General features: G+C 55.9%; 25 protein-coding genes and 1 pseudogene. 11 read left to right on the forward strand and 15 right to left on the reverse strand.

Going from position 1 to position 18,204, the window contains the following annotated elements; translation table 11 throughout:
• A pseudogene (locus ACR0AY_RS00005) lies at window positions 1-149 on the forward strand (iron-containing alcohol dehydrogenase); the annotation flags it as partial.
• Between the two features lie 58 nt (window positions 150-207).
• Window positions 208-978 carry an alpha/beta fold hydrolase gene (locus ACR0AY_RS00010; protein WP_170510761.1) on the forward strand — a complete coding sequence of 257 codons (771 nt, stop codon included), beginning with the start codon at window positions 208-210 and terminating at the stop codon, window positions 976-978.
• Window positions 979-1,037: 59 nt separating this feature from the next.
• Here the strand turns inward: ACR0AY_RS00010 and ACR0AY_RS00015 are convergent, their stop codons facing one another.
• The 5 genes from ACR0AY_RS00015 to ACR0AY_RS00035 form a co-directional block, all read right to left on the reverse strand.
• On the reverse strand, window positions 1,038-1,319 hold the full coding sequence (locus ACR0AY_RS00015; RefSeq protein WP_170420982.1) for a hypothetical protein: 282 nt from the start codon (window positions 1,317-1,319) through the stop codon (window positions 1,038-1,040).
• A gap of 321 nt (window positions 1,320-1,640) precedes the next feature.
• A complete protein-coding gene (locus ACR0AY_RS00020) occupies window positions 1,641-2,006 on the reverse strand; it encodes a hypothetical protein (protein WP_480453570.1) in 366 nt (121 codons plus the stop codon).
• Between the two features lie 39 nt (window positions 2,007-2,045).
• Window positions 2,046-2,402: a hypothetical protein gene (locus ACR0AY_RS00025; RefSeq protein ID WP_480453572.1), complete on the reverse strand. Its 357-nt coding sequence runs from the start codon at window positions 2,400-2,402 to the stop codon at window positions 2,046-2,048.
• Entirely contained in the window at window positions 2,395-4,353 is a 1,959-nt protein-coding gene (parE, locus tag ACR0AY_RS00030) for a DNA topoisomerase IV subunit B (protein ID WP_170510755.1), read from the reverse strand. Before parE ends, ACR0AY_RS00025 begins: the two co-directional genes overlap by 8 nt.
• Before the next feature lie 137 nt (window positions 4,354-4,490).
• A complete protein-coding gene (locus ACR0AY_RS00035; RefSeq protein WP_480453574.1) occupies window positions 4,491-5,045 on the reverse strand; it encodes an NYN domain-containing protein in 555 nt (184 codons plus the stop codon).
• A gap of 187 nt (window positions 5,046-5,232) precedes the next feature.
• Here ACR0AY_RS00035 and ACR0AY_RS00040 point away from each other — a divergent pair, with 187 nt between their 5' ends.
• The 3 genes from ACR0AY_RS00040 to ACR0AY_RS00050 all read left to right on the forward strand — a co-directional run bounded on the left by ACR0AY_RS00040 (window position 5,233) and on the right by ACR0AY_RS00050 (window position 8,434).
• On the forward strand, window positions 5,233-5,841 hold the full coding sequence (locus ACR0AY_RS00040) for a peroxidase-related enzyme (RefSeq protein ID WP_170510752.1): 609 nt from the start codon (window positions 5,233-5,235) through the stop codon (window positions 5,839-5,841).
• Between the two features lie 169 nt (window positions 5,842-6,010).
• A complete protein-coding gene (ppk2, locus tag ACR0AY_RS00045) occupies window positions 6,011-6,940 on the forward strand; it encodes a polyphosphate kinase 2 (protein ID WP_170404818.1) in 930 nt (309 codons plus the stop codon).
• A 129-nt stretch (window positions 6,941-7,069) separates the two neighbouring features.
• Window positions 7,070-8,434 carry an MATE family efflux transporter gene (locus tag ACR0AY_RS00050; protein WP_170510749.1) on the forward strand — a complete coding sequence of 455 codons (1,365 nt, stop codon included), beginning with the start codon at window positions 7,070-7,072 and terminating at the stop codon, window positions 8,432-8,434.
• Between the two features lie 4 nt (window positions 8,435-8,438).
• Here the strand turns inward: ACR0AY_RS00050 and ACR0AY_RS00055 are convergent, their stop codons facing one another.
• Both ACR0AY_RS00055 and ACR0AY_RS00060 read right to left on the reverse strand, forming a co-directional pair.
• Complete coding sequence (locus ACR0AY_RS00055) at window positions 8,439-8,840, reverse strand: hypothetical protein (protein WP_170404825.1); 402 nt, start codon at window positions 8,838-8,840, stop codon at window positions 8,439-8,441.
• A 14-nt stretch (window positions 8,841-8,854) separates the two neighbouring features.
• On the reverse strand, window positions 8,855-10,057 hold the full coding sequence (locus ACR0AY_RS00060; RefSeq protein WP_170420989.1) for a pyridoxal phosphate-dependent aminotransferase: 1,203 nt from the start codon (window positions 10,055-10,057) through the stop codon (window positions 8,855-8,857).
• A gap of 92 nt (window positions 10,058-10,149) precedes the next feature.
• Here ACR0AY_RS00060 and ACR0AY_RS00065 point away from each other — a divergent pair, with 92 nt between their 5' ends.
• The 3 genes from ACR0AY_RS00065 (at window position 10,150) to ACR0AY_RS00075 (ending at window position 11,371) form a co-directional block, all read left to right on the forward strand.
• Window positions 10,150-10,542, forward strand: a complete 393-nt coding sequence (locus tag ACR0AY_RS00065) for a helix-turn-helix domain-containing protein (protein WP_170393655.1) — start codon at window positions 10,150-10,152, stop codon at window positions 10,540-10,542.
• Window positions 10,539-10,796: a succinate dehydrogenase assembly factor 2 gene (locus ACR0AY_RS00070; RefSeq protein WP_170510748.1), complete on the forward strand. Its 258-nt coding sequence runs from the start codon at window positions 10,539-10,541 to the stop codon at window positions 10,794-10,796. Before ACR0AY_RS00065 ends, ACR0AY_RS00070 begins: the two co-directional genes overlap by 4 nt.
• A 77-nt stretch (window positions 10,797-10,873) precedes the next feature.
• Window positions 10,874-11,371 (forward strand): MarR family winged helix-turn-helix transcriptional regulator, encoded by a 498-nt coding sequence (locus ACR0AY_RS00075; protein ID WP_170393651.1) that lies wholly within the window; start codon window positions 10,874-10,876, stop codon window positions 11,369-11,371.
• Here the strand turns inward: ACR0AY_RS00075 and ACR0AY_RS00080 are convergent.
• From ACR0AY_RS00080 to ACR0AY_RS00090, 3 genes are read right to left on the reverse strand one after another with little or no spacing between them, the layout of a single operon-like run.
• On the reverse strand, window positions 11,318-12,088 hold the full coding sequence (locus ACR0AY_RS00080; protein WP_170510745.1) for a DUF1194 domain-containing protein: 771 nt from the start codon (window positions 12,086-12,088) through the stop codon (window positions 11,318-11,320). The genes ACR0AY_RS00075 and ACR0AY_RS00080 overlap by 54 nt on opposite strands.
• Window positions 12,085-12,789 (reverse strand): DUF1194 domain-containing protein, encoded by a 705-nt coding sequence (locus ACR0AY_RS00085; RefSeq protein WP_170510742.1) that lies wholly within the window; start codon window positions 12,787-12,789, stop codon window positions 12,085-12,087. The genes ACR0AY_RS00080 and ACR0AY_RS00085 overlap by 4 nt, the downstream gene beginning before the upstream one ends.
• A complete protein-coding gene (locus tag ACR0AY_RS00090; protein WP_170510739.1) occupies window positions 12,786-13,214 on the reverse strand; it encodes a VOC family protein in 429 nt (142 codons plus the stop codon). The genes ACR0AY_RS00085 and ACR0AY_RS00090 overlap by 4 nt, the downstream gene beginning before the upstream one ends.
• Window positions 13,215-13,391: 177 nt before the next feature.
• Between ACR0AY_RS00090 and thyX the strand changes: the two genes are divergently transcribed.
• Window positions 13,392-14,303 carry an FAD-dependent thymidylate synthase gene (gene thyX, locus ACR0AY_RS00095; protein ID WP_170510735.1) on the forward strand — a complete coding sequence of 304 codons (912 nt, stop codon included), beginning with the start codon at window positions 13,392-13,394 and terminating at the stop codon, window positions 14,301-14,303.
• Window positions 14,304-14,418: 115 nt separating this feature from the next.
• On the opposite strand, the gene ACR0AY_RS00100 is transcribed toward thyX, so the two are convergent.
• The gene (locus ACR0AY_RS00100) at window positions 14,419-14,625 is read right to left on the reverse strand and encodes a cold-shock protein (RefSeq protein WP_008758035.1); all 207 of its coding nucleotides are present in this window, start codon (window positions 14,623-14,625) and stop codon (window positions 14,419-14,421) included.
• A gap of 214 nt (window positions 14,626-14,839) precedes the next feature.
• Between ACR0AY_RS00100 and ACR0AY_RS00105 the strand changes: the two genes are divergently transcribed.
• Both ACR0AY_RS00105 and ACR0AY_RS00110 read left to right on the forward strand, forming a co-directional pair.
• The gene (locus tag ACR0AY_RS00105) at window positions 14,840-15,157 is read left to right on the forward strand and encodes an ArsC/Spx/MgsR family protein (protein WP_170510732.1); all 318 of its coding nucleotides are present in this window, start codon (window positions 14,840-14,842) and stop codon (window positions 15,155-15,157) included.
• Between the two features lie 42 nt (window positions 15,158-15,199).
• The gene (locus ACR0AY_RS00110) at window positions 15,200-15,568 is read left to right on the forward strand and encodes a hypothetical protein (RefSeq protein WP_170393641.1); all 369 of its coding nucleotides are present in this window, start codon (window positions 15,200-15,202) and stop codon (window positions 15,566-15,568) included.
• Between the two features lies 1 nt (window position 15,569).
• Here ACR0AY_RS00110 and ACR0AY_RS00115 read toward each other — a convergent pair whose 3' ends face one another.
• The 4 genes from ACR0AY_RS00115 to ACR0AY_RS00130 form a co-directional block, all read right to left on the reverse strand.
• Entirely contained in the window at window positions 15,570-16,088 is a 519-nt protein-coding gene (locus ACR0AY_RS00115) for a DoxX family membrane protein (protein ID WP_170393639.1), read from the reverse strand.
• Window positions 16,085-16,846 carry an HvfC/BufC family peptide modification chaperone gene (locus tag ACR0AY_RS00120; protein WP_170510729.1) on the reverse strand — a complete coding sequence of 254 codons (762 nt, stop codon included), beginning with the start codon at window positions 16,844-16,846 and terminating at the stop codon, window positions 16,085-16,087. The genes ACR0AY_RS00115 and ACR0AY_RS00120 overlap by 4 nt, the downstream gene beginning before the upstream one ends.
• A complete protein-coding gene (gene bufB, locus ACR0AY_RS00125) occupies window positions 16,843-17,700 on the reverse strand; it encodes an MNIO family bufferin maturase (RefSeq protein ID WP_170404857.1) in 858 nt (285 codons plus the stop codon). The genes ACR0AY_RS00120 and bufB overlap by 4 nt, the downstream gene beginning before the upstream one ends.
• A 71-nt stretch (window positions 17,701-17,771) precedes the next feature.
• Window positions 17,772-18,074, reverse strand: coding sequence for a BufA1 family periplasmic bufferin-type metallophore (locus ACR0AY_RS00130; RefSeq protein ID WP_010439128.1), 303 nt, complete (start codon window positions 18,072-18,074; stop codon window positions 17,772-17,774).
• Window positions 18,075-18,204: the final 130 nt, after the last annotated feature.

Consider the following 18,204-nt stretch of genomic DNA (forward strand, 5'->3'; position numbering starts at 1 on the left):
CCATCCCCCGCAAACTCTCCGACCTCGGCGTCACCAAAGCCGCCATCCCCGAACTGGTACAAGGCGCAATCATCGACCCCTCATGCGGAGGTAACCCAATCGAATTGACCGAAGAAAACCTGACAACGCTCTTCAACGCAGCACACTAACAGGCTTGCCGAACCCATCCCTCACCTCTCATACTGGTCGGAGGTGAGGGAGATTTTCATGACGAAAGAGATTGTTCTGATCCACGGTGCTTTTGCCGGACCGTGGTGTATGGAGGATTATGCGGGCTTCTTTCGTGCACGTGGCTGGACGGTGCATACGCCCGCGCTACGCTACCATGGTGGCGACCCCAAGGCAGATCCCGATCCCGGCCTCACCGACACAAGCGTCCTAGATTACGCCAATGACATTTCGGACTTCGTGCAGGGGTTGGATAGCGAACCCGTGCTACTGGGCCATGCGATTGCGGGGGTAGTGGCGCAGAAGGTGGCGTCTCGGGGGTTGGCCAGCGCAATTGTCCTGATCAACCCAAACGCGGCTTGGGGCACATTGCCGGAAACCGACGACGAACGCGCTGTGCCGCGCGCGTTGATGGAGGGTGGGGCGTTCTGGAAACAGCCCATGCGCGTCGATTTCGAACTGATGGCCCCTTTTGCGCTCAACAAGATGCCCGAGGCGCAGCAGCACGAAGTGTTCGACCAGCTTGGCCCCGAAAGCGGGCGGGTGATGTTCGAGATGTTCTTCTGGATGTTCGACGATCACCACGCGATGAAGGTGGACATCGACAAGGTCGACTGCCGGGTGCTGATCGTTTCAGGCACCGAGGACCGGGCCGTGAACCCCAACACCTGCCGTGCTCTGGCGAAGCTTTATGGAGACCGCGCGACTTTCCTGCCCGCCGAGAACCACGCGCATTTTCTGTTCATGGAGCCGGACTGGGAAGGCCCAGCCGAACAGATTGCCGACTGGTTGGATCGGAATGTTGGGTAAGATGGGGTTTTACCCCATCGTCCCCGCTCCGCTTTGATGGGTTGGAAACCCATCCTACGTCAGTTGTTGGTTTGAAACGTGCTCTGCGGTTTCCAGACCAGAGAGCCATCGTCATTGCGATGACACCGCAGCAAGCGTTCCTCGCGCGTGCTGATGGTTGAGGTTACGGTGTTGTCACCGGTCAGCAGGATGAAGGCGTCTGGCGAATAGGCCATGCCGTCATAGTAGCAAAACCGCGTCTCGGCGCCGTCTGGGATTGGGGATGCAGTGCTGAGCATCTGCTGCGCGGGGGCTGCCGAGGCCAGCAGGGTCAGGGCCAGCCCTAGGGTTAGTGTTTTCATGTCGTCCTCCCGTTCGGAAAATTGTTCGTGGTTAAATTGGGTCTTGGACGCTCAGAACCTCAAATGTCGTTCTTGGATGACGGGTTGAGGGTAAGTGTGAACGAGATCAACGGGTTAGGCAAGGGGGTTGCGGTGTGCCGGGCTGAAGCATGGCCCACGGGTTGGGGACACGTTCCGCGCTATCCACCAAATGCTCGATGCAATGCATCAAGCAAGCACCCAATTCGCCCGTTTAGGCTGACGCGACAGGTGTAATCAAGTAGGATTGGGGCTTAAACCTACCACAGGACGCGGGAAATTTGATGGGTGCGAGCACCCATCCTACGCTTGCTGATTACAGTGGTATTGTATTTTATGCCAAAGCGGGTGGCCTTCCGCTTTGTGAGAAACATAGTTGCAGAAAGACGCGGCTAAACCCTGACCATCAAATTGTGGCTCTTCAAATGTATCAGCATTGAGCCTAGCGTAATTGAAACCTGCAGCACAAAGTAGCACAAATTCTAGCATTTGGACCGCTACTTCGGATTTGGAAACTATCAGCGTGTCCATGAAAAAATCATCGCAGGTGTCATCGGAAGACAAAAGCGCTTCGCTTTCTAATGCCTCTTTGTGTCTAGCAGTTAAATATTGAGCCTTTGACATTAAACCGGCCAGCACTTTAGAGCTTTCAGGGTCCGCGTTTTCCACGCATTTCCCGACCGCTTCACAACAATTGACAATTTTGCCTCAATCCAGATTGTAACCAGCTTTTGGGTATATTGCTTGTCTTGAAGCGTTTAGAAAAATATCGTGAAGATCATGCAAAGCAAAACCCAACAGCGCTCGATCTGCATTGAGTTTTCTGAGCAGTTGTTCGATCGTCAGCTCGCGTTCTTGTTGCATCTGCTTTCGGATCGATTGAATCGTCAATGCTGCTGCACCAAGTGCGGAAATCGCCAACAGAATATCTACAAATGTTTCTTGGTTCAGTTTCCAGTCAACAACTGCAGCACAGGTAACTGCTGAACACATCGCGGCTACAAAAAGGCCAAAAGCAAAACCTTCGTGAAACTGAATTTTTTTCAAAGCAATTTCTCTATACATCCAACTCCTCAACAAACCGCGCGTTCTCCTGGATATACTGGAACCGCAGTTCGGGTTTTTTGCCCATCAGGCGCTCGACCAGATCGCCGGTCTCGCCGGGTTCGTCCTCGTCTATGGTGACGCGGATCAGTTTGCGGGAGGCGGGGTCCATGGTGGTCTCTTTCAGGTCCTTGGCGTCCATTTCACCCAGACCTTTGAAGCGCGAGACGTCGATCTTGCCTTTGCCGCCCAGACCTTTTTCGAGCCATTCGTCGCGCTCGGCCTCGTCCAGACAATAGACGCGTTTGGCGCCCTGGGTCAGGCGATAGAGAGGCGGGCAGGCGAGGTAGAGGTGACCTGCATCAATCATGGGTCGCATCTGGGTAAAGAAGAACGTCATCAGCAGCGAGGCGATATGCGCCCCGTCCACATCCGCGTCGGTCATGATGATGACCTTGTCATAGCGCAGGTCGTCGACGTTGAACTTGGTGCCAAGGCCAACACCCAGCGCTTGGGTCAGGTCGTTGATTTCGGCATTGGTGCCCAGTTTCGAACTGGCCGCGCCCAACACGTTCAGGATTTTGCCGCGCAGCGGCAGTAGGGCTTGGGTCTTTCGGTCGCGGCCCATTTTGGCAGAGCCACCTGCCGAGTCGCCCTCGACGATGAATAATTCCGTGCCGTCCCGTGTTGAACTACTACAGTCCACCAACTTGCCGGGGAGACGAAGTTTCTTAGTGGCGGACTTGCGTTGTGTTTCCTTCTCGGCCCGTCGGCGCAGGCGTTCTTCGGCCCTCAGGATGAGGAAGTCGAGGATCGCCCCGGCGGATTTCGTATCAGCCGCCAGCCAGTTATCGAAATGGTCGCGGACCGAGTTTTCGACCAGCCGCTGCGCCTCGACTGTGGCGAGGCGGTCTTTTGTCTGGCCGACGAACTCCGGTTCACTGATGAAGCACGACACCAGCGCACAGCCTCCGGTGATTAGGTCGTCGCGGGTGATCTGACCGGCCTTTTTGTTGTTGATCAGCTCGCCATAGGCCTTGATCCCCTTGAGGACCGCAGCCCAGAAACCGGCGACATGTGTGCCGCCTTCGGGGGTTGGGACGGTGTTACAGTAGGACTGGATGAACCCGTCGCGCGAAGGTGTCCAATTGATCGCCCATTCGACTTTGCCGGGGGTGCCGAACTTCTCGTTAAAGTCCACGGTGCCGGCAAAGGGCTGCTCGGCATAGGTCGACGAGCCGTTCATCGTCTCCTTCAGGTAATCCGAAAGACCGCCGGGGAAGTGAAAGGTCGCCTCGGTCGGGGTTTCGCCGTCGTCGATGGCGGATTTCCAGCGGATTTCGACGCCCGAGAACAGATAGGCCTTGGAGCGGATGGATTTGAATAGGCGCGCGGGTTTGAATTTGTGGTGGCCGAAGATGTCCGCGTCGGCGTGGAACGTGACGGTTGTACCGCGCCGGTTGGGCGCTGCGCCTACTTTTTCCACCGGACCTAGAGGGATACCGCGCGAGAAGCGTTGTTCGAATAGCTGTTTGTCGCGTGCCACCTGCACGACCATCGAATCCGACAGGGCATTCACCACCGATGCACCCACACCGTGCAGACCGCCCGAAGTCTGATACGCCTTGCCCGAGAATTTACCGCCTGCGTGCAGGGTACAGAGGATCACTTCAAGTGCCGACTTGTCGGGGAACTTGGGATGCGGGTCGATCGGAATGCCGCGCCCGTTGTCACGAACGGTCAGGGCGTAATCTGCGTGCAGCTCGACCTCTATCCGGTTGGCATGGCCCGCAACAGCTTCGTCCATTGAGTTGTCGAGTATCTCGGCCACCATATGGTGCAATGCACGCTCATCCGTGCCGCCGATATACATGCCGGGGCGTTTGCGGACCGGTTCCAGACCTTCCAGCACCTCGATGGACGAGGCGTCGTAAGCGGTCGTTGTTTCTGGCGTCAACAGATCGTCGGGCATGGGTGCTGCTCTTGTTTTTGAGTTTCCCCCATTATGGCAGGTGATGTGGTCCGGGGGAAGAGGGACGCGAGGTGTTGTATCCGGTTTGTCGGGGCCAACGGAACCGGAGCGATATTCAGCGCTGTATTGCAGCGCGTTTACAATGACAGCCAGAGAGTTTTGTCTTTAAAGCCACCTCGAACAAGAGAACTTTTCTCAAGCACATCCGAATATTCGTCATCCCAATCACGGAACCGGTCATTTGTGACGATAGCAGCGCCGAGATCCCGCGCTACCTGAAGGACCAGCGGGTCGGCAGGAGTACCCTTCGGCGCAACCATCACGTGGCTGCATGGCAACCCAAGCAAAGCCGCAAGGGAACTGTCGTTCATATAGCGATCTGAGATTTTGTATCCTACATTGGCATCAAAGACGACGCCCGGTGTCCGCCCCTTTGTCTTCAACTCGTCGACAACCTCGCGCACTGTGGCGATATTAGGAACACCGCCTTTCCAGTGCAAAACATTTGATCCATCGACGACAGCCCAGTTTTTCGAAGTTTTGAGCCGGCGTAGCCTTTTTCCGAACAGCAGTAGCAAACTTGCCAATGCGCACGGTCCTGTCAGCAATAACCAATCTGAGAACGCTGGATTGAACATAGCTATAACAGAGCCAAAACAAGACAGGGCAAAAATACAGATGAGTGGGCGCACAGTTGAAAAGTCTTTGGTCAGAAAGTTGTTTCAATAGGGACGTAGCAGACAGTAAGGGTAGCTGCCCAGCATATATCAGTTATGCAAAACAGATTGTTATCAAACCGCGAGCTTTCCAAGGTCTCGTCATGTTTCGAAATCCCGTTTAGGCTTTGTTCCGGAAGCAGAAATTAGGGGAGCAGAAGAATTGAGTTGGATCAGAACCATTCCATTCGAAGAGGCTACGGGAAAGCTGAGGAAGCTTTATGACCGGGTCACCGGGCCGGACAACAATGTAGACAACATCATGATGGCGCACAGCCTGCGGCCGCATTCGATGGAAGCCCATATGGCAGTCTACAAGAACGTGTTGCACCATTCGGCCAACAAGGTGCCAAAATGGTTTCTTGAAGTGTTGGGCGTGTGGGTCAGCTCTCTGAACCGGTGCGGGTATTGCGTAGAACATCACTTTTCCGGATTGCAGCGGTTGCTGCAGGATGAGGTGCGCGGCAATGCGATCCGTGCGGCGATTGAGGCGCGTGATCCGGCCTCGGCCCCGCTGGACGCGGCACAGGTCGAAGCGATGAGATATGCGCGCAAGCTGACCGAGGCACCCGGTGATCTGACCGAGGCGGACGTGATCGCTCTGCGAGAGGCGGGGTGGGAAGATGGCGAGATTCTTGAGATCAATCAGGTTTGTTCGTATTTCTCCTATGCGAACAGAACCGTTTTGGGTTTGGGGTGTTCGACTGACGGAGACGTTTTGGGCTTGTCGCCGAACAACTCGGACAATCCTGATGATTGGGGACATCGGTAAGTGCGGGGCTGGCCGCTCCCCCCTATGTATTTTGGGGTCATGTAAAGAACGGGCATAGGCCTGTTCTTTGACGCCCCGATAAAACCTATGTCAATTTGACACCAATCAAAGCGCGCCGTGTGACAATCGGCTAAGCATCTCCTCGACAGTGAAACCGAGGAGAACATGTATGGATGCGGCACCCCAGATCAAACAAAAATCATCTCAGATCAAAGCTGTAACTGACCTGAAGGCGGATGCCTCGGCACCAACATCCGAGAAAATCCGGCAAGCTTTTGAGAGCGGCAAGTACCCCTATGGCCGCAAGATGGCACGCAAGGATTACGAGGCGCAAAAGGCCGAGCTGCAGGCAGAGTTGCTGAAGGTTCAATTGTGGGCGCAGGAGACAGGGCAGCGGTTTGTGCTGTTGTTCGAGGGCCGCGACGCCGCCGGCAAGGGTGGGACCATCAAGCGGTTCATGGAGCATCTGAACCCGCGTCAGGCGCGTGTGGTCGCATTGAACAAGCCGACGGATGAGGAGAAGGGGCAGTGGTATTACCAGCGTTATGTGCAGCAGCTGCCCACCGTGGGCGAGATGGTGTTTTATGATCGGTCCTGGTACAACCGTGCGGGCGTCGAGCGGGTGATGGGCTTCTGCTCACCCAATGAGTATCTGGAATTCATGCGGCAGACGCCCGAGTTGGAGCGGATGCTGGTGCGCTCGGGCATTCAACTTTATAAGTACTGGTTCTCGGTCACGCAGGAAGAGCAGCAGCGGCGCTTTGGGAGTCGTGAAACTGATCCGTTGAAGCAATGGAAACTGTCACCGATTGACAAGGCTAGCCTGAGCAAATGGGATGATTATACCGAGGCGAAAGAGGCGATGTTCTTCTACACCGACACCGCTGATGCGCCCTGGACGATTGTCAAATCCAACGACAAGAAACGCGCGCGTCTGAACTGCATGCGGCATTTCCTGTCGACGCTGGACTACCCGGACAAAGACCTCAGGATCGTGGGTGAGCCTGATCCGTTGATAGTTGGGCAGGCGCATCACGTAATTCATAACTCGGACCACATTCTGGGGACAGCGCTGCATCCTGACGCGAAGATCGGTTGAAAATCGATAAGCTGTAAAGCCGTTGCACCAAAGGTGATGGCTTTCGTCGCTTTGTTCTTGCGAGTCTCATTATGAAATAAGTTTGTTCCGCTCTTGTCTCGGGCAGCGCGCAAGCCTAAGGCTGGCGGAATGAACAAGGTGATGACATATCCCGGCCATTTGCGCGCAATCGCGGTGCTGGGCCTGCCATTGATTGGCGGGCATCTGGCACAGTATGCGATTGGTTTGACCGATACCGTCATGCTAGGTTGGTACGGGGTCGAGGCGTTGGCTGCCGTGACGCTGGCCAACAGCTATTACTTCGTCCTGTTCCTGTTTGGTGCCGGGTTTGGGTGGGCCGTAATGCCAATGGTGGCGACCGCTGCCGCCGAGGAGAATGAGACCAGCATTCGCCGCTCCACTCGTATGGGTCTGTGGCTATCACTGATCTATGCGACGGTGATGATGCCCCTTTTGTGGTGGTCCCATCCGATCCTGATTGCTTTGAAGCAAGAGCCGCAAGTCGCTGAAACTGCGTCAGTATACCTGCGGGTCGCGGGGTGGGGCTTGTTCCCGGCGCTGTTGGTGATGGTCCTGAAGTCCTATTTGGCCGCGCTTGAGCGGACGCAGATTGTGCTGTGGATCACGATTGTTGCAGCTGTGGTCAATGGCGTGACCAACTATGCGCTGATCTTCGGAAACTGGGGCGCGCCCGAACTTGGGGTGATTGGTGCGGCTATCGCGTCAGTGGTGACGCAGATCGTATCATTGGTGGCGGTCGTGATCTATGCGGTGCGTGCGTTGCCGGAACACAGCTTGTTTCAGCGGTTTTGGCGCCCGGATTGGGAGATGTTCATGAGCGTGCTGCGTTTGGGCGTTCCCATCGGTCTGACGACACTGGCGGAGGTGTCGTTATTCGCGATCTCTGCTGTCATGATGGGCTGGTTGGGTCCAGTGCCGCTGGCAGCTCACGGGATTGCGTTAAACCTCGCCTCGGCGACGTTCATGGTTCATTTGGGCCTGTCTAATGTGGCGACTATTCGGGCGGGCAACGCGTTGGGTCGACGGGATCGGGCGCATCTTGAGAAAGGCGCGATTACGGTGACCGGGATGTCGTTGATCGTGTCGGTCTTGACGATTGTTCTATTCCTGACACGCGCTGAGCCCCTGATCTCGCTGTTTATGGAGGCCGATGATCCGCAGCGGCCACAGATCCTGCTAATCGGTACTGGCCTGCTGGCGATGGCTGCGTTGTTCCAGCTGGTCGATGGGGCGCAGGTCATCGCACTAGGCCTGTTGCGAGGTTTGCAGGATGCAAAAATACCGATGGTGATGGCCGCACTCAGCTATTGGGTGATCGGTATCCCCGCTTCGTACTATTTCGGCTTTGTTCAAGGTATGGAGGGGATCGGAGTCTGGCTTGGCCTCGTGATTGGCCTCGCTTGTGCTGCCGTATTGTTGATGGCGCGCTTCTGGCTAAGGTCGGTGCGCGATGTAGGAGAAGTTCCCGCCTAGGGGATCATTCTTTGCTCATCCGGTCGGATTTCTTTCGAACAAGTACCGACCGCAAGTCGTGCATTGCCATCAGCAATGGGTCGGTCACGTCCTCTAATTGCGCATCCGTTGCTTTAGACTGAGCCCATTGCGTGGTCAGATTCAGGTAGTCAACCGCACGGTGTATATCATCCATATCGCGGCGGGATAGCAGGGCTTTGCGCTCTTCCATCCAGCGCGCGATTTCATCGTTGTCGGCGTCGCTTAGTACACGCTGGCCCTGCGGTTTGACCTCGCCATTGCGGATGTTGATGACCGCGATCTGTTCCATCTCGATCCGGCGATGGCGATTTTCCGTGTCGATCCTGAACACCGCTGCCCCATTTTCGCGCACGCGGAAATAGTATTCAGGCAGGGCTGTGGACATAAAAAACTCCGGTATCAGGTGAGCGCGGCGCAAAAACGTTGGATGCGTGTGCAGGCTTCAGTCAGGGCTTCATCAGAGGTCGCATAGCTGACGCGGAAATTGGGGGACAGACCAAAAGCTGCGCCAAACACAACCGCCACGTCGGCCTCTTCCAGCAGGGCGATTGCGAAGGTTTCGTCCGAATCTATCACAGTGCCCGCGGGTGTGGTTTTCCCGATCAAGCCTGCAATTGATGGATAGACGTAGAACGCGCCTTCGGGTGTCGGGCACGAGATACCGTCGATTTGGCTGAGCATGTCGACGACCAGATCGCGACGGCGTTTGAAGATCTCATTATTCGGCGCAAGGAATGCTTGAGTTCCATTCAGAGCCTCGACTGCTGCCCATTGGCTGACCGAACTGGGATTCGAAGTTGATTGAGATTGCACCTTGCGCATCGCGGCGATCAACTCGACCGGGCCTGCCGCATAGCCAATACGCCAACCGGTCATGGCATAGGCTTTGGAGACGCCATTGCAGGTCAGCGTCCGATCATAAAGTCTCGGTTCCACCTGTGCGGGCGTGCAGAACTCGAACCCGTCATAGGCCAGGTGCTCATACATATCATCGGTCATCACCCAAACATGCGGATGCCGCATCAGGACATCTGTCAGTTCTTTCAGTTCAGCCCGGCTATAGCCCGCTCCGGTGGGATTCGAGGGTGAGTTGAAGATGAACCATTTCGTTTTAGGTGTGATCGCGGCTTCCAGTTGATCCGCTGTCAGTTTGAAATTGGTCTGCAGCGAAGTTTCGACGATCACGGGTGTGCCACCGGCCAGCAACACCATGTCCGGGTAGCTGACCCAATAGGGCGCGGGGATGAGGACCTCATCGCCCTCGTTCAGCGTAGCCATTAGCGCGTTGTAAAGCGTCTGCTTACCCCCGGTCCCGACCGAGACCTGAGCGGGCGTATAGTCCAATCCGTGGTCACGCTTCATCTTGGCGCAAACCGCCTGTTTCAGCTCGGGGATGCCGTCCGGAGCAGTATATTTGGTCTTGCCCGCAGCGATGGCGGCCACGGCGGCGTCCTTGATGTTCTGCGGCGTGTCGAAATCGGGCTCGCCTGCGCTCAGCCCGATCACATCGCGCCCGGCGGCCTTCAGCTCGGCTGCTTTGGACGTCATCGCGATGGTGGGCGAGGGTTTTACGCGTGACAGTGTCGCAGACAGGAAACTCATGGTCGGCCTCGGTTTGTATGTTCAGCCCGACTGTCATAGGGTGCGCCGAAATAACGATCAAGCCAATTGAGTTTTACCCTTTGGAGACCCCGATGAACGACGAAACAGACTGGTTCGGACCGGACACCGCAACCTTCGGGGATCGCGTTGCTGGCGCACGCGAAGCCGCAGGCATGACGCAGACCCAATTGGCCCGCAGGCTTGGTGTCAAAAAAGCCACGATCACTTCGTGGGAAGATGATTTGTCGGAACCCCGCGCGAACAAGCTGTCGATGATGGCGGGGCTACTGAATGTCTCGATCATGTGGCTTCTGACGGGCGAGGGCGACGGCATGGACGAAACAAGCCTGCATGGCGATACGGACTCGGAATTGCGCGATCTTGTTGCAGAGCTACGCACGATCCGAGGTGAGATGCGAGCCAACTCCGAGCGTCTGGCTCGCGTCGAAAAAGCGCTGCGTCTGAAATTGGAACGCAATCAATGACCGAGCCGCGTGAGACCCGGATCAAGCGCATGAAAATGCGCTCGATGCGGCGGGGCATCAAAGAGATGGATTTGATCCTGACGGCATATGCCGATCGCAATCTGTCTTCGATGGACGAGACGGGATTGGACACATACGATGCCTTGCTGCATGAAAATGACCAGGACCTTTATCAATGGGTCACTGGTCAGGCCAGTCCGCCGGAACCGCTGGCCGAATTGATCGCGGATATCGCGCAAACCTTTCAAAAATAAGCAATCATCAGGCTTAACCGATTTTTCGGGAATTCGCGTCATGTTTTCAGAAACAGCGCGATGAATCGGAGGATTGAATGAGTATGGAGTTACAGGTCACCGCGCCCGGGACCAAGGGGTTCATGACGAGCTATCTTGAGGCGTTGGCACTGGTCGAACGTCTACACCGCTTGCTTCTGGACGTCATCAAGGATGAATTCGAGCGCGTCGGCGTGTTGGAAATCAACGCGGTGCAGGCCCTGCTGTTGTTCAACATAGGCGACCATGAAGTAACCGCCGGAGAGTTGAAGAGCCGTGGTTACTATCAAGGCAGCAATGTCAGCTACAATCTTAAGAAACTGGTCGAGATGGGCTATATGCACCATCAACGATGCGAGATCGACCGCCGCTCGGTACGGGTACGCCTGACCCCGCGCGGGCGCGAGATTCGTGACATCGTGTCAGACCTGTTCGCCCGCCATGCCGAAGGGCTGCAAAACCGCGGCGTGATCGGGACCGATGGGATTGAAGAGATCACCGGTTCACTGCGTCGGGTCGAACGATATTGGACCGATCAGATTCGGTATATCTACTGATAGCTTTGATGGCTGAGTTTGGGAGAGCGACAGACCCTCAAGCTCACGGATCAGTTTACGTGTCATCGCATCTTCATAGGCTTCGAAGCCAAGGGCGACTTCGACGAAAGCATCGGGGCCTCGGATGACCCACGCGTGGTAATAGGCGGATAGCTCCCCAATCTCTACCTGGCGAGTGTCTCCTGGATTGGGGTCGTCGATACCGATTACTAGGGCATTGATCGTAATATCAGTGTTTTGCAAAGCGGCTTTTATGTCCCGCGGGTGATGTCCGAGATTGTGTTTACCATCACCGGACAGATCCAGTGTTCGCCGCCAGCAATCGCTTTGGCTCTCCAACATCTCAGCACCGTACAACATGGCCGACCCGACCGCCGTTCCCTGCGGCGCTGATGAGCGTGTTGTGCTTTCTAAATATTGCTGAATTCGACGCAGATCAGCAGTCGAGCGAACATCTGTCCAACCAAGCAAGAGGCGTTGGTGGCCAGGTTCGCTCCATTCGTAGATAGCGATCCGTACAAAGGTGGACGGGTTTGAAAGGATCAGTTGAACCACCTCGGGATGGCGCAACGCCGCCGCAAGGCCACTAAGTTGCAACCTGTACTCACGACTGTCGACCGAACCAGAGACATCCATTCCCAACGCCAAGGCCTGTCGACATTGCGCTGAAAGCGGGTTGGCCAGCAGGCAAAGAAGTGTCACACACAGGCGGATCATTTCGCATTATCCGGTTGCAACGCACTAAGTTCCAATCCTTTCAATTCCCGTTCCAGTTTGCGACGCATGGCACGCTCAAAATCTTCGAACCCGGCGGCGATCTCAAGAAAAGCTCCGGGTCCGTGTAGAACATTTTTCTGAAAGAACGGGATCAAGTCGATTTCTCCTTCGAAATCAGCTGCATTGATCACCAGACCATTCACGGTCGTGTTTTCGAACGGAAAGTGTTTGTAAGCGATCTGTGGCCCGTAGCCATCGTTGTTCTTGCCATCGCCCGAGATATCGATGGTTTGGAACAGACAATTCGGGGCGCTCTCCAGCAAGGTCGCCCCAAAAGCCAGTGCGTGACCCATCGCAGTTGGAAACTCGTCTTCCGATCGCTTCGATGTCCCGATCCGATGCGCGGCGGAGATCAAATTGGCCCGAGTATCGATTATCGTCCAATCCAAAAGCAATGTCTGGTTGAAACTGCCGGACCATTCATAGACGGCTAATGCAACCGGTTGAGGTGAAAGGAAGAAAGCCTCCTGCACCTCGGGCGCAATCAATGCGTTGGCCAGCCCCTGTCGTTGCAGCGCATCCTCGGTCGCGTCCACCGAGGTCGAGATGTCCATCGCCAGCGCCAGCGCCAGGCGGCAGGTCTCGGCCCAAAGGGGGCTGCCCGTGACAGCCAGCCCCAGTGCTCCCAGCCAGCGGATCACCAGTGGCCGGTGCTTTCCATGCTAGACCAAGGCTCCGCCGGGGCCAGCGCTTCACCATTTTGCAGCAACTCAACTGAGATATTGTCAGGCGAGCGGACGAATGCCATGCGCCCGTCGCGCGGCGGGCGGTTGATCAAAACGCCATTGTCCTGAAGGTGTTGGCAGGTCTCGTAAATGTTGTCGACGCCATAGGCGAGGTGCCCGAAATGACGGCTATCGCTGGGCAACGCGTCGTCGCCGTCCCAGTTATATGTAAGTTCAATGGGCGTGTCCTCTTGTCCCGGTGGGGCAAGGAATACCAGTGTGAACCGCGCAGCCTCGCTTTCATAACGGCGCGTTTCCTTCAGGCCCAATAGTTCATAAAACGCTATGGATTTCTCAAGATCCTTCACGCGGACCATGGTGTGGAGATATGTCAGCCCCATCGCGACTTTCCTTGCATTGGTTGTGATGCCAAGCACCTTAGCGCGCCTTCATCCCATGTCGAGGGGCTGGCCGGACACAATTCCGATTTAGCGCATTGCGCCGCACATATCGCGGTTCCGATGGCAAGCTTGCCGATATATAGTGGTCGGCGACTCATTGCTGGAAAGGATAATTTCATGCCTCTGTCTGCCGACCAACTGGCCGAGATCGAAGCTCAGCGCGCACAGTCGAGCCCGACCCGCCGCGTCGTTGCCGAAGGTATGGAAGATCATCTGTACACGGCACATCAGGTTCTGGATCACGGGTTTGTCCGCGTTATCGACTATATGGGCGACGATGCTGCGATCTGTCAGGCCGCGCGTGTTTCCTACGGCAAAGGCACCAAGTCGGTGCAAAATGATGAAGGTCTGATCCGCTATCTGATGCGCCACTGGCATTCGACCCCGTTTGAAATGTGCGAGATCAAGTTGCACGTCAAACTGCCCGTATTCGTAGCCCGCCAGTGGATCCGCCACCGCACGGCGAATGTGAACGAATATTCGGCGCGGTATTCGATACTGGATCGAGAGTTCTATATCCCGGCACCCGAACATGTCGCCGCGCAATCCGAGGTTAACAATCAGGGCCGTGGAGACTCATTGCAAGGCGAAGAGGCCGCGCGTGTGTTGGAGATACTGAAAGCGGACAGTGCGCGCTGCTATGACAACTACGAGGCGATGATCGGTCAGGACGGCCAGCAAGGGCTTGCGCGTGAACTGGCGCGGATGAACCTTCCAGCCAACATTTATACGCAATGGTATTGGAAGGTGGACTTGCACAACTTGTTCCACTTCTTGCGTCTGCGTGCCGACCCGCACGCGCAGTACGAAATCCGCGTTTACGCAGATACCATGTGCAAGATTGTCGCCGACTGGGTACCGTTTGCCTACCGTGCGTTTGAGGACTACCGCCTTGGCGCAGTCAACCTCTCGGCGCAGATGGTGACCTGCTTGCGTCGGATGCTCAGCGGTGAAGATGTCACTCAGGAAAACTCAGGCATGACCGCACGGGAATGGCGTGAGTTTGAGGCTGTTATCCGAGAGGGTTGATTCAACAGAAAACTGAGCACGTCCCAAGGTGGGCGCGTTCACTAGGGTTTGCGGTTAACGGCCTGAAATTGGCCGTCAACCTTCTTTTATCTTTCCCGCCGGGGCGGGCTGTGCCTTACAGCGGCTTCAAATCAGCAGCCATTTGGCGGCCGTCACGTCCGTCCTGCAACTCGTACGAGACTTTCTGATTGTCAGCGAGTCCGGTCAGACCGGATCGTTCTACGGCCGAGATATGAACAAACACATCTTTGCCCCCTTCGTCGGGCGCAATAAAACCATAGCCTTTGGTTGTATTAAACCATTTCACGGTGCCGGTTGGCATTTCCCGTGTCTCCTTCTACTTACAAGTTGTCCCACAAATTGGTGGGGGCCTTGGCTGGCAAAACCGCCACACGTCACTGTTCGCCCTCACGATACAGCCCGGGTCGCGTGTTTCGCCTTTTTCAACATTACACGGTGAAGTAAAAAATCAAGAATAACTGGGGCAGCCTGATGGGTTTGTCTAAATTTGCAGCGATTACAGGATTAGTTAGATAATGCAGCTATATGGGTTAAGAACTTGCGATACGTGCCGTAAGGCATTGAAACTGCTTCCAGATGCGGTTTTCGTTGATGTCCGCACGCAAGGGGTTCCCGAAAATGTGCTGTCCGAGGCGTACGAGACTTTCGGCAAAGCCTTGCTCAATACGCGATCAACAACCTGGCGGGGATTGGATGATGACACACGCAATCGACCGGTGCTCGCGCTGTTGGCTGATCATCCGACCCTGATGAAACGCCCATTGATAGTATCCAATGGTCAGATGTATCTGGGCTGGACGCCTGAAACCCGTCAGGCCCTTGGTGTTGCCTGAAGAACTGCTTATGTGACACGGGCAACAAGCGGAGACCTGTGAATGCGAAACGCTGCCATGATTTTAGGCGTCATTGCCGGGCTGATCGGGATGATCGTCGGCTTTTTTGGCTACGGCTTTGTGGAACTGATCGACCAGTTTGGTGAGATCGAAGGCATTGCCGAGCAGGTAGAGAACCCCGAGTTGATCCAGACGGCTTCGATCGTGGCGCCTTTGTTGGCAATCGTTGGCGGGGCGATGGCCCATTCGCGGGCTCTGATTGCAGGCATTTTGCTGCTGATTTCTGCCGCTGGGATGTACTACGCCTTTGGCTTCGGTGTTTTCACCATGTTCCCGATTGCCTTTGCAGGCGTAGCAGGGTTGCTCGGGCTCGCCGCAGGAAAACCGGACGAGCCCAAGGCACATTTCTAGGTCACTTCAGGCGTAATAACCGATCCAGAGACAGCGGACCCGCGCCGTTGATCACAATCACCAGCAGCAGGAATGTCCACATCACGCGCTGATCCATCAACGTAATTGCGTTGTCGAACAAGCCGCCCAGTTTGATGCCATGCCCGGTGACATCGGTCAGTGTTTGAACCCAGACAAATCCGATCATGCCAAGCGCGGCAAGGCGCGTCAGCAGGCCGACCAGCAAAAGCACAGGCAGGACAAATTCGGCCACTGTGCCAAAGAAGATGACGACCCGCTGGAAAAAGGTCATCTGAGTCACATCATACAGCACCGCTTCGGCCGCTTTGGGAAAGATCTGACCGAAGGCTCCGGCCGATGGCGAAAAGATTGAGCCGTCGATTTTCAGCGTGGCCGAGTTCCAGTAGTAGACGAACAACACGGCGATAAAGACCACCCGAGCCAGGGTTGGTGTCAGCCAACCGGACGCGTGATCCGCTTTTTCCATCGCATTATTGTAAGTTGAGATCAGGGCAGTCATGTGTCCAGCCTTTCGATAGTCACAGAAGTTATTGCACCGCCCTGCAAAAGCAGTGCCAGAGTGGTTCCAAGATCAAATTCGGGTGTTTCGGCCATGGTGGATTCAAATGCCTCACCGATGGATTTGCCATCTTGAATCAGCGCGATCCATGCCGCACCACCGGGTGGCAATGGGTGTGGGGCAGGGTCGTATTCGGGACGCATGATCAAAGTATCCTGAGCGCCCGCCTCAGGTTTCGGCGCGCCTTCTTCGGTGTTATATAGCCAGATCGCATGTACGGGCCAGCTTGAACGCAACACCTGCACCGACGGCGCGAGGGTCAGTTTGGCTTGCATCAAATCTTCCGGTGGCAAGCTGAGCGCTTCGGCATCTATGGGTTGTCGATCAGCGGCGTGGTAAGCCCTACGCAGCGCCAGTTCCAGACGGGCAACATCCGGCAGGTAGCCCAGATGCGACAACTGCTCCATTCCTTCCAGAAATTTAGGGAATTCCTCGCCATAAAACATCATCAGGGGTGAGGAGGGCGGGTGCTGGCGTAAGAATATTCCAGCCAGCCCGTCCATATTCTGCGGTCCCAACAGTTTTGTGATGACCGGGAAGGCCTGACGCATCGCCTCGGTCAGTGAGACGGCGACGTTGTTGCGATAGACGCTGAAGCGACGACCGGCGGGCTGCGCCTCGGCGTCCAATAGGCCATCAGGGATGGGCTGGCTGGCATCCAGCAGCGCGGTGTGGAATGTCGTTTGCGACACGCTCATGCGGGCACGCGATCCAGCGCTTTTTGCGCGCGCTCGGCTTCGGCCCGTAACACTGGCCAGTCCGGCACATCGGTGTCCCATTCAATCAACAGGGGTTTGGGGCCGGATTTGTCTAGTACGTAGTCCAGCAGCGCCCAGACCGGGTCCACCACTTCGCGCCCGTGGCTGTCGATCAGCAAGGGATGCCCATGATCGTCTTCGTCTTCGTCATGCCCGCCCAGGTGAATCTCACCGACTTGGTCTAGCGGGTAGGCATCAATATAGCCCTGCGGTGAGAAATCCAGATTGGTGGCTGAAACAAAGACGTTGTTCACGTCCAGCAGCAACCCACATCCGGTGCGCCGGGTGATTTCTCGCAAGAAATCAGGTTCGGACCATGTGCTTTCCTCGAAAGCCAAATAGCTTGAGGGGTTCTCTAACAGCATTTGCCGCCCGACCACCTCTTGCACCTGATCGATATGGTCGCAAACGCGGGCCAGAGTGGCATCGGTATAGGGCAGAGGAAGTAGATCGTTCAGGAAGTGGCTGTCATGGGTTGACCAGGCCAAATGCTCCGAAAAGCTGGCCGGGTTCAACCAGCCGATAAGATGCTTCAGGCGGTCCAGGTGATCGGGGTCAAGTGGCGTTTCGCCGCCGATCGACAGCCCGACACCATGCACTGAAATGGGGAATTGTTCGGACAGGTGACGCAGTTGTGCCAGAGGTCTGCCACCATCGCCCATATAGTTTTCGGCATGAATCTCTAGCCACGCCACAGGCTTGGCCTGTTCAAGAATCTGCGAGAAATGCTGTGGTTTGTAACCAACGCCCGGTGCTGCAGGCAGCCGGTTCGATCTGAGCGCATTGTCCAACATTTGCAAATCCCCTGATCACGTGGAAAGGGCGGGCGATCCTGCCCGCCCTTTCTGGTTCATTCGGAAAAGCCTTATGCAGGCAGGTCACGCTCCAGCGGCTCAAGCGAACCTTTGCGATCTGCACCGTCCGCTGTTTTAGGCAGCTCGATGTCGGCGCAAGTGCCTGCGTCAACCAGGGTCCATGCGTTGCCCTGATAGTCGACGGTCGAAGTGCCCGCGCAAGTTGTGCCGGGGCCGGCTGCACAGTCGTTCTGACCTGCCAAAGAAACGCCATAGCACTTTTCTTTGGCCTGGGCTGTTGCGGTTGTGGCCGCGCCGGAAACGGCTGCAGCAACTGCGCTTGCGATAACCAGTGTTTTTGCAGTGTTCGACATCTTGGTAATCCTTGTTAATGACTGCGTATGTCTGCTTGTGACAACGACAAGGTAATGGTTCAGGGGCAGCAGTTGAATTCACGAGCCCGTGTCTCACAACCCCGTCAAAGGTCGTCATGCACCCTTGAAC

It is taken from the genome of Ruegeria sp. A5 (genome assembly GCF_056543005.1).

Bases quoted from the DNA above. Each gene is read 5' to 3' on its own strand.
- ACR0AY_RS00010 (WP_170510761.1), top strand. From the start codon at position 208: ATGACGAAAGAGATTGTTCTGATCCACGGTGCTTTTGCCGGACCGTGG.
- ACR0AY_RS00015 (WP_170420982.1), bottom strand. From the start codon at position 1,319: ATGAAAACACTAACCCTAGGGCTGGCCCTGACCCTGCTGGCCTCGGCA.
- ACR0AY_RS00025 (WP_480453572.1), bottom strand. From the start codon at position 2,402: ATGTATAGAGAAATTGCTTTGAAAAAAATTCAGTTTCACGAAGGTTTT.
- parE (WP_170510755.1), bottom strand. From the start codon at position 4,353: ATGCCCGACGATCTGTTGACGCCAGAAACAACGACCGCTTACGACGCC.
- ppk2 (WP_170404818.1), top strand. From the start codon at position 6,011: ATGGATGCGGCACCCCAGATCAAACAAAAATCATCTCAGATCAAAGCT.
- ACR0AY_RS00050 (WP_170510749.1), top strand. From the start codon at position 7,070: ATGAACAAGGTGATGACATATCCCGGCCATTTGCGCGCAATCGCGGTG.
- ACR0AY_RS00055 (WP_170404825.1), bottom strand. From the start codon at position 8,840: ATGTCCACAGCCCTGCCTGAATACTATTTCCGCGTGCGCGAAAATGGG.
- ACR0AY_RS00060 (WP_170420989.1), bottom strand. From the start codon at position 10,057: ATGAGTTTCCTGTCTGCGACACTGTCACGCGTAAAACCCTCGCCCACC.
- ACR0AY_RS00065 (WP_170393655.1), top strand. From the start codon at position 10,150: ATGAACGACGAAACAGACTGGTTCGGACCGGACACCGCAACCTTCGGG.
- ACR0AY_RS00070 (WP_170510748.1), top strand. From the start codon at position 10,539: ATGACCGAGCCGCGTGAGACCCGGATCAAGCGCATGAAAATGCGCTCG.
- ACR0AY_RS00075 (WP_170393651.1), top strand. From the start codon at position 10,874: ATGAGTATGGAGTTACAGGTCACCGCGCCCGGGACCAAGGGGTTCATG.
- ACR0AY_RS00080 (WP_170510745.1), bottom strand. From the start codon at position 12,088: ATGATCCGCCTGTGTGTGACACTTCTTTGCCTGCTGGCCAACCCGCTT.
- ACR0AY_RS00090 (WP_170510739.1), bottom strand. From the start codon at position 13,214: ATGGGGCTGACATATCTCCACACCATGGTCCGCGTGAAGGATCTTGAG.
- thyX (WP_170510735.1), top strand. From the start codon at position 13,392: ATGCCTCTGTCTGCCGACCAACTGGCCGAGATCGAAGCTCAGCGCGCA.
- ACR0AY_RS00100 (WP_008758035.1), bottom strand. From the start codon at position 14,625: ATGCCAACCGGCACCGTGAAATGGTTTAATACAACCAAAGGCTATGGT.
- ACR0AY_RS00105 (WP_170510732.1), top strand. From the start codon at position 14,840: ATGCAGCTATATGGGTTAAGAACTTGCGATACGTGCCGTAAGGCATTG.
- ACR0AY_RS00110 (WP_170393641.1), top strand. From the start codon at position 15,200: ATGCGAAACGCTGCCATGATTTTAGGCGTCATTGCCGGGCTGATCGGG.
- ACR0AY_RS00115 (WP_170393639.1), bottom strand. From the start codon at position 16,088: ATGACTGCCCTGATCTCAACTTACAATAATGCGATGGAAAAAGCGGAT.
- ACR0AY_RS00120 (WP_170510729.1), bottom strand. From the start codon at position 16,846: ATGAGCGTGTCGCAAACGACATTCCACACCGCGCTGCTGGATGCCAGC.
- bufB (WP_170404857.1), bottom strand. From the start codon at position 17,700: ATGTTGGACAATGCGCTCAGATCGAACCGGCTGCCTGCAGCACCGGGC.
- ACR0AY_RS00130 (WP_010439128.1), bottom strand. From the start codon at position 18,074: ATGTCGAACACTGCAAAAACACTGGTTATCGCAAGCGCAGTTGCTGCA.